The following is a 17,342-nucleotide window of genomic DNA, read 5'->3' as shown; positions in this document are numbered from 1 at the left end:
GTAAAACGCTTTTCTGGTCGCTTTGAAGAAAAGGTTACTAAGCAATGCACTCCAGCGCTGAATGCGCTGGTGCGACTGCTTGTTGCTTCCGTCCGGCAGGTTACGAAACCGGCGGCAGATGCTTACTTGCCGGGCAGCAGCACTGTTCTGCAGCAGAGCTGGGCCGTGCATGGAACTCATTTACCGAGAGCGGTGAGGAGATGTGTGTGCACGATCCGTAGCCCATATCCCTCAAGGCCAACGACGGGGCGGGGATGATTGGAAAGTAAGATCATCTCCCGCACCCCGAGATCGGACAGGATCTGGGCGCCGATGCCGTAGTCGCGCAGCTCGGGCGCCGCCTTCTCGCGCCCGGCGCGGACGCGGGCGGATAGGGCATCGGGCTTCACGTCGCGGATGAGCACCACCACGCCGCGGCCTTCGCGCGCGATCTCCTCCATGGCGTCGTGCAGGTCCTTCGGGCCGTTCCGGCCGGTGATGTCGGACAGCAGGTTCACAGCATGGACACGCACCGGTACCGGGCCGGGCCGGGTGAGGTCGCCGCGCACCAGCGCGAGGTGTTCCCCATATTCCAGGGTGTTCGCATAGATGACCACGCGCCAGGGGCCGCCAGGCGCGTCCTCCAGCATGCCTTCCTCCACGCGGCGCACCAGGCGCTCGGTGCGGCGGCGATGGGCGATCAGGTCGGCGATCGTGCCGAGCTTCAGCCCGTGGTGCTGGGCGAAGGAGACAAGGTCCGGCATCCGGGCCATAGAGCCGTCGTCGTTCATGATCTCGCAGATCACGCCCGCGGGGTTCAGCCCGGCGAGGCGGGAGAAGTCCACCGCCGCCTCCGTATGGCCGGCGCGCACCAGGGTGCCGCCCTCCCGCGCCACCAGCGGGAAAACATGGCCGGGGGTGACAATGTGCTCGCGCCCCATCTCGGGGTTGATCGCCACCGCCACCGTCCGGGCGCGGTCGGCGGCGGAGATACCGGTCGTCACGCCGTCTCGCGCCTCGATGGAGACGGTGAAGGCGGTCTGGTGCCGGGTGCCGTTGGACTGCGCCATGAGAGGCAGGCCGAGCTGCTCCACGCGCCCGCGGGTCATCGCCAGGCAGATCAGGCCGCGGGCGTGGCGGGCCATGAAGTTGACGGCGTCGGGGGTGGCGAACTGGGCGGGGATGACGAGGTCGCCCTCATTCTCCCGGTCCTCATCATCCACCAGGATGAACATGTGGCCGCGGCGGGCCTCCTCCAGCAGTTCCTCGGTGGGGCTGATGAAGTCGGCGAAGCTGGTAGTGCGCGAGAATACCCGGCCCGGATTCGTTAGGGCCGACACGGGTCAATCCACCGCAAGGGCAGCATAGGCGCCGCGCATGTAAACCAGCGCGTCTTCTGCCCGAACCGGCGTGACGGCCTGTACCCGACCAATGACAATGGCGTGGGAATGCCGCTCGATCAGTTCGTCGACCACACAATCTACAGCGACCAGCGCGTCAGACAGGAGAGGGGTGCCGGTCACGGCAACCGTCCATTCGCTACCCTCGTAGCGCGCCGCTCCCGAAACGCTCCCCTGGCCCGAGAACCGTTGAGCCAGGGGCAAGTGTCGATGGGTCAGGACATTGACTCCAAAGCTGCCGAATCGCCGGATCAAAGGCAGGCTCGCTCCTTTGCGATTGATGCAGACGAGCAATGTCGGTGGATCCATAGACAAGGAGGTCACTGAGGTCGCGACCAGCCCCCCTCGCTCCTCTCCGTCCCCAACGGTAATGGCACAGACCCCGCCAGCGAGTTGGCGCATGGCATGCCGGAACGCGGCTCCGACCGTTAGCGTTAGGGGGTCGTGGCCGGAAGTTAAAGACATCTTGCGGTATCTCCGTTCCTCAGCAGTCTCGCACTCATGCGGCACCACGAGCCCGTAAGGCAGGCAGGCAAGGGCGGAACATGTCCTTCACCAAACCACCGCATGCTTGCAACGCTAGCTTCTGTTAGAAGCTAGTGCAAGCTACTTCCCCCGTTTACATAGGTCGTACATGCGTTGGTTGACGAAGCCGGCTGGAAACGCCAGATGAGCTCAGAACAAAGCATTGCTCCGCGTCTTCACGTGGGGGAAAAGTGCAGAAGGTCACGTGAGCAAACCTAGCATGTCAGCATCGGCGAGGCGCACCCGTGGGGTAGCGAAGGCTGTGCCTACAACAATGAAATCTGCATTGCCGGCGTCCAAGGCAACGAAGCAGGTCATGGCCACGACCACTCGGCCTGAGCTTCTCGTGAACAACTCCGACCACGACTTCAGGCGGCTGGTGCATGGGCTTTTTGCGTTTTTCGCCCGTCATGAAACGGTCCGTGCCGGCCACGGGGCCGTGATCGGCCTCGCTGGGGTTGAGTACACGGTCCTCATCTCGATCGGGCACCTCTCGATCCAGGGTGATGTGAGTGTGCGCACAATTGCCGACCACCTGCATCTCAGTGGTGCTTTTGTAACTACCTTGACAAATAAGCTTCTCGCCCGGGGCCTGATTACCAAGGACGAAGACGAGCAGGACCGGCGCCGCGTCTGCCTGCGCGTTACCGAGAAGGGGCGGGACTTACTGGCCCAGCTTGCGCCGATCCAGCAGCAGGTTAACGATGTTCAGTTCGGATGCCTCAGCGCGGCGGAATTCCACCTTTTACTTGATCTGGTAGAGAGGCTGGTGGAGTCGAGCGACAAGGCGATCATTCTGCAGCGCTATCTGGCTGAGACGGCGATCCCTCCGAAGGTCCCAGCGGCGGCCCAGGCCCGGCGCAAGTAATAGAACAGCCATTGAAGCCACAACGCAGGACTGCCCGGCAGCTTTGGGGCCGGACAGCCCAATTCCCCGCTGCGCGTCCAATGACTACAAGCAGTCGAGACCGGAAATCGATGCTTCGCAGCTAGACGGGCGACGGCTCTGCCATGTCATGCATGAGTTGCTGTCTTGCCTGCCGCAGTTCCCGCGGCGCATTCCACCCCAGAGCACCGACAGCCCTGCCTGCCTCATAGCACGTCGCTACGAACCGCCCCTGCCCCGAGGCCGCTTCTTGGATCTCCAGCCTCCCATTCTCCGGGAACAACCCATAGCCTTGGAGCTTCACGTCGAACTGGTCCGTCCAGAAGAAGGGGATCGGTTTGAAGGGCTGCCGGATCCCCAACAGTGTCCGGGCCGCAGCGGCACCCTGCTCCGTCGCGTTCATTCGGTGCTCGACGCGAAGCCGCCTTCGAAATCCGGGATGCCACCAGGACGCAACATCTCCGGCAGCGACGACACCCGGGGCAGCCTCACAAAACTCGTCGCATTCCACCCCAGGGTCGAGACGCAAGCCGCTGTCCCTTAGCCAGTCCGTGGACGGCACGGACCCAATTGCCAGCAGGACCAGATCCGCCGGGCAGAAGGCACCGTCGGTGAGGCGGACCCCAGCCACCCGCCCGCCTGTCACTTCCAGCCTCGCCATCCGAGTCCCCAGCCGCAAGATTACGCCCCGCTCACGGTGCAGCGCAGTGATTCGCGTCCCGATTTCTGGGCCAAACTGCCGGCGCATCGGCGTGGCTGCATCGCACACGAGGGTCACCTCCAGTCCCATCGTGCGTGCTGAGGCTGCGAATTCGGTGCCGAGTACGCCACCGCCGACCACAACGATGCGAGGCTGCCCCGCCAACGCCGCCCTGACGGCAAGTGCATCTTCCATGGTACGCAGTACATGCACTCCGTCGGGCATTGGCCCTGGTAGGCGCCGCGGATGAACCCCCGTTGCGATGACCAGCCCATCGAAGGCGAGCGCCTCACCTGAGGAAAGCGTAACCTGGCCCGCGCGGAGGTCCAGACCTGTGGCTCGCCTGCCGCAAAGCCATTCCGCCTTCAGCGCCGCAATTGCATCGGTGTCGCGCAGCATCGCCCGCGCGGGTTCCCAACTTCCAGCCATGATCTGTTTGGAAAGGGGCGGGCGATCATAGGGATGCCCTTCCTCCTCCCCGATCATGATCAGTTCCCCGCCAAACCCCTCTAAGCGCAGAGTTTCAGCCGCCGAAAGGCCGGCAGCCGACGCCCCGACTACCAAGATACGGCGCATGCCGCTCAGCCCTCGACCTTGATCGCCACCGCCGGGCAGACTCGGATCGCCTGAAGCACCTCCAGCCGGCGCTCCTCCGGCGGGTTCTCATCAAGCAAGATGACGACTCCGTCCTCATCGCGCTGGTCGAAGACCGTCGGGGCGGCCATTACACATTGGCCAGCGCCGCAGCACTTCTCCTCTTCAACAATCACGCGCATCGCTATCCTCCTTCCCCGCCTACCACGTCACCGGCACATGCTCGACGCCATAGACGAAGCTTTGCTCGCGGAACTCTATCTGTGAGAGCGACGCAGCCAACTCCAGGGTCGGGATGCGGCGGAACACGGTGCCAATCATGATCTGAAGCTCGGCTCGCGCCAACGGCTGCCCGAGACACTGATGCGGGCCGTAACCGAAGGCCACATGGTGGCGCGCATCGCGATGAATGTTGAAACGATCTGGATCCGGGAAGGCCTGCGGGTCACGATCCGCCAGCGGGTTGTGCGCGATAATTCCGTCGCCCGCCTTAATCGTCACGCCCCCAATCTCGATGTCCTCGAGAGCAGTCCGCCGGCGACCGGAGTGCGCTACGTCCACATAGCGCAGGATCTCCTCCACCGCGTTGTCCAGCAGCGTGGGATCGGCCATGAGCGCCTGCTTTTGGTCGGGATTCTGCAACAGGGCGACGATGCCCAACGCCATGGCATTGGCCGACGTCTCATGCCCGGCCGTCAGCAGAAGGCGCGACATACCAATCAGCTGATGCCGCGTTAGGTTGCCGGGACGCATCTGCCCAATGACAAGGCGGCTCAGCAGATCATCCTGCGGAGCAAGATTTTTGCGGTCGATGAGGCTGCCGATGTAGCCATCGCACAGTTCCTTGCTAGCCTCCGCCGCGCTTTCCGGAGAGCTCTTTGAAGAGGCGATTCGGGCGCCGAGCTTATGGAAATAGGGCTGATCTTCATACGGAACGCCGAGCAAGTCGCAGATGACGGTAATGGGCAGAGCGAGGGTAAGATCCTCCACGAGATCCGCGGGCGGACCTTTCTCCACCAGACCGTCGATCAGACCGTCGACAATTTCCTGCAGTCGCGGCCGCAGCGCTTGGATGCGCTTCACCGTAAACTCCGCCGTTAGCATGCGTCGCTGCTGCAGATGGTCCGGGGAATCCATCGAAATAAAGCTCGGGTATTGCCTGCGCACAAAAACCATCCCCGGATTGGCGCCAGGATAGTTCGGCCGACTGTTGTCGGCGCTGACGCGCGGATCCGTGAGGATTGCTCGCACCTCGTTATAGCGGGTGACAAGCCAGGCTTCCTGCCCCGTCCATAACCGCACTTTGCTGACTGGCCGCTCCCTCTGAAGCGCCAGCAGGCTTGGCGGCGGATCTAAAGGGCAGCCCCGCGACGTCGAGTATTCCGGCACTGAGGCCACATGGAACGGGCATCCAGCGGCGACTGCCGCGCGCTCCGGAACTGAGTTTAGGATCACATCGCCCGGCATGGTGCCCTCCTGCTCCTCCGGCGTCTCGTCAGGCCGCGCGGCCGGACGAGACGACGCTGTCCTTCAGCTCGTAAGACGACATAAGCTCCTTGCCCACACTGCCCGCACGCTCCCAATCGTAGGTGCGGAAGGAGTGCCCGCGGGTCACAAACTGCGCGCCGGCATAGAACATCTCGTATTGAAGGTGGCGGGACGCGAACTCGGAGCCGACCGCATCCCAGATCAACTTCAGCAACTTCACTCGATCCTTCCCCGACATCACAGGGGAGACCTGCGTCAGGCCGATGATGCGGTCCAGCTCGGGATTGCCAAAGTCCTTCGCCGAGGAGGGCAGCATCAACAAGGCGCCCCCGGCCAGCTCGCGGATAGCCGAGACAATTTGAGGATACATCTCCTGCGACTGTACCTGCGCGGCGTAGAGCAGGTGCTTGTTCGGCAGGAAATAGGGGCCGCGCATTGAGCCGCCCGCCTCCATGCCGAACACCATCCCCTCAATTAGCGCCGCCTGAGAGGCCAGCTTACCCAGCGTGTCCCGAACCGGCGGGAAGTTTATAGTGCCGATTGTTTCGGCAATACCACGCGCCAGACCGACCAGAAAACGGAGCTTCACCGAGAGACGGATCTGCGCCTGGTAGTTCTGATAGACATGCGCCGGCGTGTCGTGCAGCTGTGCTCGACACATGTCGGTGCTGCGATGCACGAAGACGCGCTCCCAGGGGACTTTGACGTCGTCGAAGAAGACCAGCGCGTCGTTCTCGTCGAAGCGATAGGATAGAGGATTGTCATACTCGCTCGCGGCACTCGCCTCGAACGACTTGCGCGAGAGAAGCTTCAGCCCCCTAGCATTCATCGGCAGCGCGCAGGCGAAGGCGAGGTCCTCCTCTCCGGGCTTCAGCGGCTGCCCCGAGCCAACAAAGATTTCATTCGCCATGATCGCCGACGTAGCAAAAAGCTTGGCACCGCGGATGGTAATCCCGGAGGCATCCTCATCGACGATGCGGGCGATCATGTCCTCGGAGCCCTCGCCCTGGTCGCCGAAGGCCTTGGAACGGTCGCCCTGCACGTTATTGATCACATAGGTCAGGAAGATGTCGTTCCGTCGGGCCTCTTCGTACCATTCGCGAAAAGCCGCTGCGCGCTGGGGACTGTGCGCTTCGAATACTTCCAAACCCATGTACTGCCCCGAGACGGAGGAAGCGACATGGTCTGGTGAGCGTCCAAGAAAGCCGCCCGTCTGCTCCGCCCATTCAACCAGCGCCTTCCGGCGCTCAACAAGTTCCTCATAGCTAGTCGGCAGCTGCCATGCGCGGTTCACTCTGTGTCCACCGCCGAGATCGAAGGTCATACGCTCGATGTTCTCGGGACGTGCCTGGTACTCGTACAGCGCGGCCGCCGAGCCCACCGCATTGCGGTAAGCAGGGTGCGATGCCACGTCGTGGATCACCTGTCCGTCAAGATACACCGACCGGCCGTCCCGCATGCTCTGCAAGTGCTGCGCGCCGTCTTTCACATAGGTCCGGCCGCTCGGATTCAAACTGTTCATGGCTGCGTTTCCCTGTGCAAGAGCTCATACCGCGGGCTTCTGGGCCGACCCTGACCCGAGGCACTGCAGACAACCCATCCAACTCAGATCTCGATACCTATTTTTAGAAGCTATCACAAGAGTTTTTTCTGGCCGGTGCGGAGCCTTCAGTCGGAGTCAAATCATGCCGTCCGGCCGCAATGCGTCCGATCGTCTGTCAACGTTGAGGAGCGGTCCTCCGCAGCACACCTCATGGCTGGAGCGCCGGCGATACCGCCGGCGCTCCCGGACCAGGTTTCAGTCCAACCGCGCATCCGCGAGGCGGACCATCTCGCCCCAACGCGGGCGCTCTGCCCGGATCAGCGCGCTCATCTTGGCCGGATCGGGAATCAGAGGGCTCGCGCCCGCGGCGCGGATACGCTCCTGCACCCCCTTCTCGCTCAGAATTGCCGCGATGGTGCCGGAGAGCTTATCCACGGCAGCCTGGGAGGTGCCGGAGGCCGCGCAGATCCCCGTCCATATCGTCGCCTCGAGCTGCGGCATCCCAACCTCGGCCATCGTCGGCACCTCGGGCAAGGAATGCCAGCGCGTGCCGGCCGTGACAGCCAGCGCCGTCAAGCTCCCCTGCCGGATATAGGGACCCAGCGAGGCCGCATCTGTCATCGTGAACTGCGTGTCGCCACGCAGCATCGAAGCGACAGTCTCCGCGCCGCCCCTGAAAGGAACATGCACGCCGGTGATCCCGGTGTTCTGCATGAAGAGTGAGCCGAGCAGATGTGGCGAGGTCGCTATTCCATTGGAACCGTAAGTTACCCCTTGCCGCTGCTTCCTGCCCCATTCCACGAACTCGCCCATCGTCCTTGCCGGGACATGCGCGGTTGGGACGGCGGCCACGTTGCAGTATTCCCAGGTCAGTCCAACGGGAACAAAATCCGCGTCAAGATCGTAGGGAATGCTCCGGTAGACGAAGGGATTGCAGAGATACTGGCTAACCGTACCGACGATCAGCGAGTAGCCGGCGGGGCGAGACTTCGCGACGTTGTCCAGTCCGATAATGCCGTTGCTGCCCGAACGGTTTTCTACCGGAAACGGCTGCGCCAATCGCGCCTGTAGCTCCTGCGACAGCATCCGGCTCATGATGTCGCTGCCACCACCGGGCGGGTTGGGCACCACGATTCGCACGGGCCGCTCTGGATAGGTGGCAGCATCCTGAGCTTGAGAGCCAGCGGCAATGAACGGCAGCGCGGCGGCCCCGCCTAGGACCGATCGCCGCCCCACGCCGCAAGAGTCCGACCACAACTGAACTTGCTTCACCAAGAGAGCCTCCTGAGATGAGTGGAAGAATGTCGTGCCCTGGCAAGCCTTGCCGCTCGCAACTTCCTCTCGAGGCGGGCTGCCTGTTGCCTGCAGCTCCGCCGCAAATTGCCGCCCATCCAGGGTCAGCCCAGGATGACAGCCTTCGCGTGCCGTCAGTCCGCAACGAACCCGGCCACGCGGACAGGCGGTATCCCGCCGCCCCAGCCCTGCCCGGAAAGTGTCAGCCGGCTCACTGCGACCGCCAGGTGAGCATCGCAGCGCTCACCTCCTCGGGCCGCTCCAGCGTAGAGAGATGTCCGCATTCCGGAACCACCACGAGGCGGCTACCGCGAATGCCTGCAGCCATCTCCTTCGCATGCTCGAGCGGTGCCAACAGATCGGTGTCCCCGACCAGCACGAGCGTCGGGCAGGTTATGCCGGCCAACACGGGGCGCGAATCCGGGCGATTCATGTTCGCGTTCTGCTGATTGATGTAACCCTGCGGCCCTACCTCTTCCGTCATGGCGCGGTGAGTGGCGCGCAGCGTCTCATCCGTCTGGCGGGAGGGATGCACGTTTCGGGCGTAGTGCAACGGCGGCAACTCGGCGAAGCGGCCCTCACGGGCCATCTTAACGCGCTCGGCCCGCAGGCCGGCCCCTGGCCCGCCGGGCACCTCCGGCTGAGCAGATGTCGAAAGCAGCGCAAGCTGTGTCACCCGCTCCGGGCAGCGCCGCATGATCTCGAATGCGATGAAGCCGCCCATCGACAGCCCCGCCAGGGCGAACCTCGGCGGTGCATCAGCCAGAACGAGATCTGCCAAACCCTCGATGCTGTCTGCGCCGCGGTGGTCACACACCATCACCGGCCCAAAGCGCCACATAAGTGGAATCTGATGGCGGAAGAGCACGGCCGAGCAGTTCAGGCCAGGAATCATCAAAGTCGGAACGGACATCTGGTCGATCCTGATGCGGAGGGAAGGCGAGTTCAGTGAAAGGTGCGGCCGCCATCGACCGGAAGGGCGACTCCGGTGATGAAGGCGGATTCCGGCCCGGTCATGAACAGGATAGCCTGGGCCACCTCCAGGACGGTCGCATTTCGCTTGAGGGCATACTGGCTGCCATCGCCCGTCCGCCCCTCCGTCAGCGACGTCGGCACCATCCCCGGACAGACGCTGTTCACGCGGATCCGCGGCGCTAGCTCCCTGGCCAGCGAACGCGTCAGATTGATTAGGCCGCCCTTCGAGGCCGCATAGGCGGAGTTGCTGGGTCCGGCCGGCATTAAACCCTGCCCGGATGCAACGTTCACCACCGTCGCAAAGGGCGTCTGCCGTAGGTGGGGCAAACAGGCACGCAGTACGATATGCGGCCCGATGAGATTTACCTCGACCACCTGGCGCCAGTCGGCAATGTCTACATCCTCGACACGTCCCGGCTTAGAGATTCCGGCGCAGTTGACGAGCCCATCGAGCCCTCCGAGTGCCGCGACGGCCTGCTCCACGGCGCCTCGCACTCCGACCTCATCCGTAACGTCGGCGACAACGGCCGTGCCACCAACCTCCAAAGCCGCCTGTCGCAGTGTATCAGCGTCGCGGTCCATCATGGCGACCGCCGCACCCTCCTCAACGAACAGCGCCGCAGCGCGCCGAGCGATGCCGGATCCCGCGCCCGTCAGCAGGATTTTGCGCCCCTTGAGCCTGTCACTAGGCAGGTGGGAGTTCCAGAAAGGGGCCGAACGCGCCGCTTCACTCATGGGAAACTGTCCCTCTGTCAGCAGACCGGATGCACGTCATCGATAGCGCCACGCCACCGCAGGCACACGGGACCATAAGCATCTTAGAAAAGGTATTGAAGAAAGCAATAATCGATATTGACCGGTGCCCCGTCGGTTGGCGTGGCCGAAGCTGTACAGCCCCCGCCGAGCACCACGGAACGCTCGGTATTCCCATTTTTAATACCTTTACCTTGAAGCTGTGTGGACTTAGCCTCCCAGAGCCGATGCGGTCAGGCCTCAGCCGTTCCGGCGTGATGGATAGCTTGGGCAGCTCGTGGAGCGCCGCCATGGCAATCATGCCGAGCGAAGAGGCCGGATCCACTGACGTGCGAGCTCATTCAGCAGCCTTGCTGAGTCGCAGGCCGGAGGGCGGAGACTGTCAGCTTCGAGTCGGTAGGGCCTTGGATGTAGGTAAAACGTTTTTCCGCGTGATGCCGATCACGATCCATCGGCCCGCCGACAACGATTGATCCGGAGCAGATCGATGACAAGCACGCAGTGCCCCGCCTATAGAAGCGTACTGCTCTCCACCGGAGCCGATGCGGAGACCTTGCGGGTGAATGCTGCCTGCGACGCGGATGTCCTTTGCATCGATCTCGAGGACACGGTTACGGACAAGGATGCGGCGCGCCACCTCGCCGCGGCTTTCCACACCGATCCCGGCCCTCATTCGGGAGCGCGCGGAATTCGCATGAACCCATTGTCGGAAGAGGACGGGCTGCGAGACGTGCTGATGCTGCGGTCCGCCTCCTGGAAGCCGGACCTCGTCGTGCTAACGAAGGTCCTTCATCCTCACGAGATCCGGCTTGCCACTGAATTATTGCCGGACTGCGACCTGATTGCCCTGATCGAGACGGCCGCGGCCGTGGAGCACGCTGCGGAGATCGGGCGGGTATCGCCGCGCTTGAAGGCGCTGATGTTCGGTGGAAAGGACCTCGCCCTTGCCCTCGGCAGCGAGCGCCGCTGGGAGTCCCTGCTGTATGGCCGGGGACGCGTCGTGAACGCGGCCGCCGCCAGCGGCGTGCCGGCGCTCGACGAGAACTACCGGCCGCTAGGAGACTTGGAAGGCCTGGCCGAGGCCAGCACACGCTCCCGCGCCATGGGCTTCCGCGGCCGGCTGACTATCGACGCCCGCCACGTGCCGATCATCAACGACCTTTACGCAGCTTAATCTACCAGGGCCGCCCGCCAGCCTCCCAGCACTCCACGGAGTGCCCCGTGACAGCAGGAAGTGACCGAAATGAGCGAAGCGAAGCGCCAGATCAGGCTAGGCCTTTCGATGGCCGGGCACGGCTATCACCATAGCGCCTGGCTTCACCCGGAGGTCCCGCCAAACGGCATCAGTGACGTCAATTTCTATCTCGACATCGCGCGCACGGCCGAGCGCGGCCTGTTCGACGTCGCTTTCCTCGCGGATTTCGTCACCTTCTCCATGTCGGACACACCAAAAGGCGTGCTGGGCCGCCACACCAAGGGCGCGCTCGAGCCCATCACCCTACTCTCGGCGCTGGCTATGGGAACCAGCCGGATCGGCCTTGCGGCGACCGCGTCAACCACCTTCGGCGTGCCCTATCACATCGCTCGCGCCTTCGCATCGCTTGACCAGATTAGCCAGGGACGGTGCGGTTGGAACGTCGTCACCTCCTTTCAGGACGAAGAAGCGGTTAACTTTGGCTCCGCCAACATCCTGGAGAAGTCCATGCGTTACGAGAGGGCGGAGGAGTTTGTGGACGTCGTGCTTGGCCTTTGGGACAGCTTTGCGCCCGACGCCTTTACCTACGACCGCAACAGCGGGATGTTCTTCGATCCAAGCAAGGTGCGTGTCCTCAACCACGTGGGCAGACATTTTCAGGTTCAAGGCCCGCTCGGCACGCCGCGCTCCCCCCAGGGCCGCCCAATTGTCTTTCAGGCCGGCGCATCCGAGGAGGGGCAGGAGCTTGCTGCCCGCACCGCCGATGTCGTCTACGCCGTGCAGAACACCATCGACGGTGCGCGCAGGTTCTACAATGCGCTCAAGGAGCGCATGCCCAAGTACGGCCGCCAACCAGATGATCTGAAGGTCATGCCTGGCCTTCTTCCGGTTGTCGGCTCGACCGAAGAGGAAGCAAAAATGAAATTCAGAGCGATGCAGGCTTTGATCGATCCGCTGGTCGGCCTGAAGTACCTCACTGGCGTTTTTGGTGACCTCTCTGGCTATCCGCTCGACGGCCCTGTGCCTGATCTACGCAGGGACAAGCAACTCGCTACACGAGCCGCTCTGATCCTGGACACCGCACGGCGAAATGACTGGTCGATCCGGCAGCTCTACGAGAATGTCGCAATCGGCAACACCCATAATACCGTCATTGGGACCGCTGAGCAGATAGCCGACGTGATGGAGGAGTGGTTCAACGCTGGCGCAGCGGATGGCTTCAACATCCTGCCTGCGCTCTCTCCGCTGAGTGTCCACGAGTTCGTCGACCAAGTGGTTCCGGAACTTCAGCGACGTGGCATATACCGTACATCCTATGAAGGATCGACGTTGCGCGATCATCTCGGCGTTCCTCTGCCTCCAAGTGCGCACTGACGTTCAGAAGGGTTGATCAATCTCTCCGTGCTAGACATCCCACCAACCAAGTTCTTCGAATTAATCTGTGTGGAATTTTGAGGTCGCACGTGGGTCGTCGGGCCTGAGCCGGAGGGTGAGCGTCCTGCTGGTGATTGTACGCGGAGCGTCAGGAGAACCTCTGGCGCGGGCGGTCAGTGGCGCACAGACGAGTGCGGGCGGACGGTGTTGTAGTGCCTGCGCCAGCTTGACTTTGGCCAGCGTGTTGAACACCTCTGCGTTGAGTAGATCTTTCCGGGGCTAGCCGTTAAGGCTGTCGACATAGCCGTTCTCCCATGGACTGCCCGGCTCGATGAACGCGGTCTTCGCGCCTACGCCGGTGAACCAGCCCTTTACGGCGATAACTGCCAACTCCAGTCCGTAGCACATCAGGAAGGTTCAACCGGATCGGGCGTGATCCGGTCCTAGGCGGCCACGACCGGCAAGCAAGCCTCCACAGTGATGGTGTCCAGCCACAAGGAGAGGAGCCAGCCAGCCATGACCAAGTCCTATCCTACGCCCCCTGCCGCTGTCCTTGTCGCCACCGACGTGGCAGGCTCAAACATGAGGTGTTGAGCGAGGGTGCCAGATGCTCGGCAGCGCCCGAGGATAACGGTGATCAACACCCGTGCAGAGCACGACCTGCTTGTGGCCGATCTGCAAGCAATGGAGCGCCCGGTTACGGTGGGCCTGGAGCCGACCGGCCCCTACCACCGCCCACTCGCCTGGAGACTGCTGTAGGCTGGCTTTGGCGTTCGGTTGATCTCCTCGGTGGCTCTGGCCCGCACGAGACTGCCCTGCACACGGCTGGGACAGGAACAATCCTAAGGACGCCCAGGTCATCCTGCGCATGCTGCGGATCGGGGCTGCCTGTCCCTACCACGACCCGCTGGAGCACGGCGTCAACGACATCCAGGAGCTGTCGATGACCCCTAAGGTTGTCTCCAAGGCCTCAGTCAGGCGGTGGTGCCGCAGGAACGCAAGGGCCAGCATCGTCATCAGCGCGTGTCGGTGCAGGCCAGTCCACGAGCGCCCCTGAAAGTGGCCGAGGCCGAGCTCTTCTTTGAGTTGTTGGTGCCCCTGCTCGTAGTTCCAGCACGCCTTGATGGCAGGTGCCAATGCGTTGGGGCCCGTGGCGAGCAGGCTGAAAAGGTGGTACTTCGTCACGTCCGACGCGCGCCGCTCGCCCACCACCCAGGCTTCCCCGCCCAGAAGGTGCTGCGCAGGCCTGCCGCCGATCTGCTAGGCCTGTCCGTCCGCGACGCGGATGGTAGGGCCGCGAACCGGGCGGTGAGTCGCCCCTCGGTGCCGCGGCGCCAGGCAATAGTGCGCCGCAGGGCGCCCGCGAGGACATCCTAGGCCGAGCGGGAGAGATGATCGGGCTCGGGGGCAGGCGACGTCGACCGCGTAGACCTTGAGGACGCGCGGGATCCCGACCGCCCGGTCCAGACCGCGCGCGCTCAGGCCTTATCGGAATGAGGCGCTGACGCCGTAGCCCGCATCAGGCAGCACGGTGCCGAACCGCGCCCCCGCTGCCACGACCCGGTCCAACTCGGCTACGGCGAGCTCGGGCTTGCTGCGCGGTGTCCTCCAGAGCTCCAGCACACGGGGCGAACCGGCTCGCTGACCCCGCTCTCCGAGAGGGTCTGAGGCACTGCTTCGGACAATTGGGATCGGCACCTCGGCGAGGGCCAGTGTCAGCGAGACCAGCGTCTGGCAGTTGGCGTTCTTGCCGAGTACCGTGACGTACTGCGGCGCGACGCCGACCGAGGCGCGACCCATCTTGGGCAGGGCTGTGCCGTCGATTACGAAGGACGCGTTCGGCGCGCCCACCAGCCGGTCCGCCTCGACCGCCAGCGCCGCCTCCAGCGGCTCGATGTCCCAGGGCCCGCCCACGATGAAGTGGTGCAGGGCGTCGTGGCCAGGAAGGCCTATGCGCTCGGCCATCGCCTGGATGCTCTTGCGCTCGCCTGGTCCGATCAGGCCTGCGACATGAAGCGGGCACATCGCCCGTCGCTCCGCATGCCCGAGCGCCGCCACAAACGGCACCAGCCAGCACCCCAGCTCCGTCCGCCAGCCCCTGCCTGACATCATGACCGCGCTCAATCACACCAGATCATGGTGCCTAACCAGTAGACCGGTTCAACCGACCTGCCAAAGTAGTGCTAATGACATTAACCCTGGGGAGTTCAGGCACTCAGCCCGGAGCTGGGAATTAGAGGCCTGGCTGAAGGCGTTGCCCGTCATAGTCTCAGCTTAGACAAGTCGATCTCCGCCTTGTTCAGGTGGGCTCAAACTAAGCGGACGATGTCCCCTTGCAAAGTCGAGCACACGCGGACGCCCTTCAAGTTTGAACATACCCGCAGGCCGGCTGCGGTGCTGCCGCATGTCGCGTCAATCCGCTACGCTCCTGGCGGCGGAGATAGCGCAGCGTCAACCCGGCTGGCTGGCGTCGCCTTCTCACACTGGCTGCGCGCCGGAGATGCGGACCATTTCCTGCCAGCGCGGGCGCTCCGCCAGGATTCGCTGGCGCATCGCTTCCGGAGAAGGGAGCATCGGCATAGCGCCTGCTAACCGCACACGTTCCTGAAATGCAGGGTCGGCCATGATGACTGCATTTGCTTCGGTCAACCTTTCCAGAACAGCGACTGGCGTGCCGGCCGGAGCCATCATGCCGTTCCAAATGGTCACTTCCAGATAGGGCAGTCCCAGCTCGGCGACCGTTGGAACATTGAGCAGCGCGGGCCAGCGCTTCGGACCGGTGACGGCCAGGGCTCGCAGGTCGCCGCGCTGAATGAAGGGAAGCTGGGTGGCTAGGTCAGAGATGGTGAAATGTACGTCGCCGCGCATCATTGCCGTCACGATCTCCACCCCACCCCGATATGGAACGTGCACGCCCTCGAGGCCAGCGCGGCTGAGATAAAGGCTGGCCAGTAAATGCGGCGACGTCGCGATGCCGTAAGAGCCGAAGATCGGCTCAATCCGACGCTGCTTGGCCCAGGCGGCGAAGGCCTCGAAGCTGCCCGCATCCACGCGCGAGGGCGCGACGGTAGCAGCGTTGTAGTACTCCCAGAGCATGCCCACCGGCAGGAAGTCGCGGTCGATGTCATAGGGTACGCTGCGGTAGACTAGCGGGTTGCTGACAATCTGCGAGACCGAGGCAGTAATCAGAGTGTAGCCGTCAGGCCGCGACTTCGCGACGTGATCCAGTGCAATAATGCCGTTGCTGCCTGTCCGGTTCTCGATCAGGAAGGGCTGGCTCAGACGGCGTTGCAGTTCCTGCGCCAGCATGCGCGTAATGGTGTCCGCCGAGCCGCCGGCGGCGTTGGGCACAATGATCCGCACTGGGCGGTCAGGATAGCTGGCAGCTGCATTCTGGGCCAAGGCGACTCTGGGGCCGGCTAGGCCGGCCAACAGTACTTGGCGGCGGGTAGTCTGGTTACTAGGACTCTCAGACGGCAAGGCTTGTCTCCGCTATGGTAGGCCGGACCGAGCAGTTCCAGTGCGGTCTTCTGTGAACCGTCTCGCGCCTGATACGCCGCAATGCCGCTATCTTCAAGACCTTTTAAAGGTAGCTATTTGAAATAGCGGCAAGTGCCGTGTCCCCTTAGGGGTAGTTCGCCGGTTATGTGGTCGGGCGTCTATCAGAGGGAGGTGGAGGAGGACCGTAAGAAGAGGCATAAGCCGGGGGAGATCGTCGCCAAGCTGCAGCATGTCGCGGTTCTGACAGGCCATCGCAAATTTGTGGTCCGACCCGGTGCGGGTGATCCGGCTTCGGAGCTAGTGTATTCTCATTAGCGGGCAGAGTACGGCAGTTTTCAGCTGGACAAGATTGGCGTCTAATCGAGCTGGAGCTGGAGAGCGCACGGTTGCGTCGGGCGACTTCGAACGTGACGCTAGCCAATGTGCTTCTGAAGGAGACTACCTTGGAAGATAATGAGTTCGGCGCGACGCCGGGCTTTGATGGGGTGTGACGCGACAGCTCGGCGCGTCGGAGCGCCGAGCCTGCGCGGTGCTAAGGTAGAACCGGTCGACGCAGCGAAGCGCGGCGGCTTCGCCGCGTGACGAGGCGGTCTTGAGGACAAGCATCGTCGACTCGGCCCGGCGGTTCGGCCGGAACCGCTACCGGCGGTTTTCGGCGCTGCTGCAAGGCGAGGGCTGGTCCTGCACCCACAAGCGGGTGGAGCAGGTATGGCGCATCGGTGGGCTGAAGGTCGCGGCCCAGCAGCAAGAGCGTGGTCGGCTCTGTCTGAATAGCGTTTCCTGCGTGCGGTTGCGCACGGAGCGTTCATCCATGTTTGCTCCCATGACCTCGTCGGGGACCGGAAGCATGATGGTCGCAAGCTACCGATATTGAACGTCGTCGACGACTACACCCGGGAGTGCCTAGTGATCCGAGTGAGCCGTCAGCTCTACGCGACGCAAGTGATCTACTTGCTGTCGGATCTGCTCATCCAGTGCGGCACGCCGGGCAACATCCAGTCTGCCATCTGGCTGGAGCTCGCAGCAAGCGTAAGGAGGGGCGGGATCACCGACACCGGCGCGACAACTGCCTACATGGATCCGGGCAGTTCCTGGAAGAACGGCTAGGTCGAGAGGTTCACTGGCAAGCTGCGGGA

14 protein-coding genes and 2 pseudogenes are annotated in these 17,342 nt (G+C 63.3%); 5 read left to right on the top strand and 11 right to left on the bottom strand.

The genetic code is table 11. The annotated features are described in order from the left end of the window. Nucleotides 1–176: 176 nt before the first annotated feature. Together ribB and ACVBD7_RS25280 are read right to left on the bottom strand one after the other, a co-directional pair. A complete protein-coding gene (ribB, locus tag ACVBD7_RS25285; protein WP_458098241.1) occupies nucleotides 177–1,319 on the bottom strand; it encodes a 3,4-dihydroxy-2-butanone-4-phosphate synthase in 1,143 nt (380 codons plus the stop codon). Between the two features lie 3 nt (nucleotides 1,320–1,322). Beyond that, nucleotides 1,323–1,781 carry a flavin reductase family protein gene (locus ACVBD7_RS25280; RefSeq protein WP_458098240.1) on the bottom strand — a complete coding sequence of 153 codons (459 nt, stop codon included), beginning with the start codon at nucleotides 1,779–1,781 and terminating at the stop codon, nucleotides 1,323–1,325. 439 nt (nucleotides 1,782–2,220) lie between these two features. On the opposite strand from ACVBD7_RS25280, the gene ACVBD7_RS25275 reads away from it, so the two are divergent. Further along, nucleotides 2,221–2,772: a MarR family winged helix-turn-helix transcriptional regulator gene (locus tag ACVBD7_RS25275; protein WP_458098239.1), complete on the top strand. Its 552-nt coding sequence runs from the start codon at nucleotides 2,221–2,223 to the stop codon at nucleotides 2,770–2,772. 121 nt (nucleotides 2,773–2,893) lie between these two features. Here the strand turns inward: ACVBD7_RS25275 and ACVBD7_RS25270 are convergent, their stop codons facing one another. The 7 genes from ACVBD7_RS25270 to ACVBD7_RS25240 all read right to left on the bottom strand — a co-directional run bounded on the left by ACVBD7_RS25270 (nucleotide 2,894) and on the right by ACVBD7_RS25240 (nucleotide 10,118). Next, complete coding sequence (locus ACVBD7_RS25270; RefSeq protein WP_458098238.1) at nucleotides 2,894–4,066, bottom strand: NAD(P)/FAD-dependent oxidoreductase; 1,173 nt, start codon at nucleotides 4,064–4,066, stop codon at nucleotides 2,894–2,896. Between the two features lie 5 nt (nucleotides 4,067–4,071). Continuing rightward, entirely contained in the window at nucleotides 4,072–4,266 is a 195-nt protein-coding gene (locus ACVBD7_RS25265; protein ID WP_458098237.1) for a ferredoxin, read from the bottom strand. 19 nt (nucleotides 4,267–4,285) lie between these two features. Next, the gene (locus ACVBD7_RS25260) at nucleotides 4,286–5,551 is read right to left on the bottom strand and encodes a cytochrome P450 (protein WP_458098236.1); all 1,266 of its coding nucleotides are present in this window, start codon (nucleotides 5,549–5,551) and stop codon (nucleotides 4,286–4,288) included. A gap of 28 nt (nucleotides 5,552–5,579) precedes the next feature. Next, entirely contained in the window at nucleotides 5,580–7,094 is a 1,515-nt protein-coding gene (locus ACVBD7_RS25255; protein ID WP_458098235.1) for a 4-hydroxyphenylacetate 3-hydroxylase family protein, read from the bottom strand. Between the two features lie 276 nt (nucleotides 7,095–7,370). Further along, on the bottom strand, nucleotides 7,371–8,387 hold the full coding sequence (locus tag ACVBD7_RS25250; RefSeq protein ID WP_458098386.1) for a Bug family tripartite tricarboxylate transporter substrate binding protein: 1,017 nt from the start codon (nucleotides 8,385–8,387) through the stop codon (nucleotides 7,371–7,373). A 232-nt stretch (nucleotides 8,388–8,619) separates the two neighbouring features. After that, complete coding sequence (locus tag ACVBD7_RS25245; protein WP_458098234.1) at nucleotides 8,620–9,321, bottom strand: alpha/beta fold hydrolase; 702 nt, start codon at nucleotides 9,319–9,321, stop codon at nucleotides 8,620–8,622. 32 nt (nucleotides 9,322–9,353) lie between these two features. Then, complete coding sequence (locus ACVBD7_RS25240) at nucleotides 9,354–10,118, bottom strand: SDR family NAD(P)-dependent oxidoreductase (RefSeq protein WP_458098233.1); 765 nt, start codon at nucleotides 10,116–10,118, stop codon at nucleotides 9,354–9,356. Between the two features lie 505 nt (nucleotides 10,119–10,623). Between ACVBD7_RS25240 and ACVBD7_RS25235 the strand changes: the two genes are divergently transcribed. The 3 genes and pseudogenes from ACVBD7_RS25235 to ACVBD7_RS25225 form a co-directional block, all read left to right on the top strand. Next, complete coding sequence (locus ACVBD7_RS25235) at nucleotides 10,624–11,310, top strand: HpcH/HpaI aldolase/citrate lyase family protein (RefSeq protein ID WP_458098232.1); 687 nt, start codon at nucleotides 10,624–10,626, stop codon at nucleotides 11,308–11,310. Between the two features lie 69 nt (nucleotides 11,311–11,379). Next, nucleotides 11,380–12,705, top strand: a complete 1,326-nt coding sequence (locus ACVBD7_RS25230) for an LLM class flavin-dependent oxidoreductase (protein WP_458098231.1) — start codon at nucleotides 11,380–11,382, stop codon at nucleotides 12,703–12,705. Nucleotides 12,706–13,221: 516 nt separating this feature from the next. Then, nucleotides 13,222–13,675: pseudogene (locus tag ACVBD7_RS25225) on the top strand (IS110 family transposase); the annotation flags it as partial. On the opposite strand, the pseudogene ACVBD7_RS25220 reads toward ACVBD7_RS25225, so the two are convergent. Beyond that, a pseudogene (locus tag ACVBD7_RS25220) lies at nucleotides 13,672–14,817 on the bottom strand (IS701 family transposase); the annotation flags it as partial. The pseudogenes ACVBD7_RS25225 and ACVBD7_RS25220 sit on opposite strands and share 4 nt — an antisense overlap. 366 nt (nucleotides 14,818–15,183) lie before the next feature. Then, nucleotides 15,184–16,068, bottom strand: coding sequence for a Bug family tripartite tricarboxylate transporter substrate binding protein (locus ACVBD7_RS25215; RefSeq protein ID WP_458098230.1), 885 nt, complete (start codon nucleotides 16,066–16,068; stop codon nucleotides 15,184–15,186). Between the two features lie 1,008 nt (nucleotides 16,069–17,076). Here ACVBD7_RS25215 and ACVBD7_RS25210 point away from each other — a divergent pair. Continuing rightward, nucleotides 17,077–17,313, top strand: coding sequence for a hypothetical protein (locus tag ACVBD7_RS25210; protein ID WP_458098229.1), 237 nt, complete (start codon nucleotides 17,077–17,079; stop codon nucleotides 17,311–17,313). The last annotated feature ends 29 nt before the right edge of the window (nucleotides 17,314–17,342 follow it).

This window comes from Roseomonas sp. WA12 (genome assembly GCF_054165765.1).
Note: the sequence above shows the minus strand (reverse complement) of the source record. Positions and strands in the feature narration are given on the sequence as shown.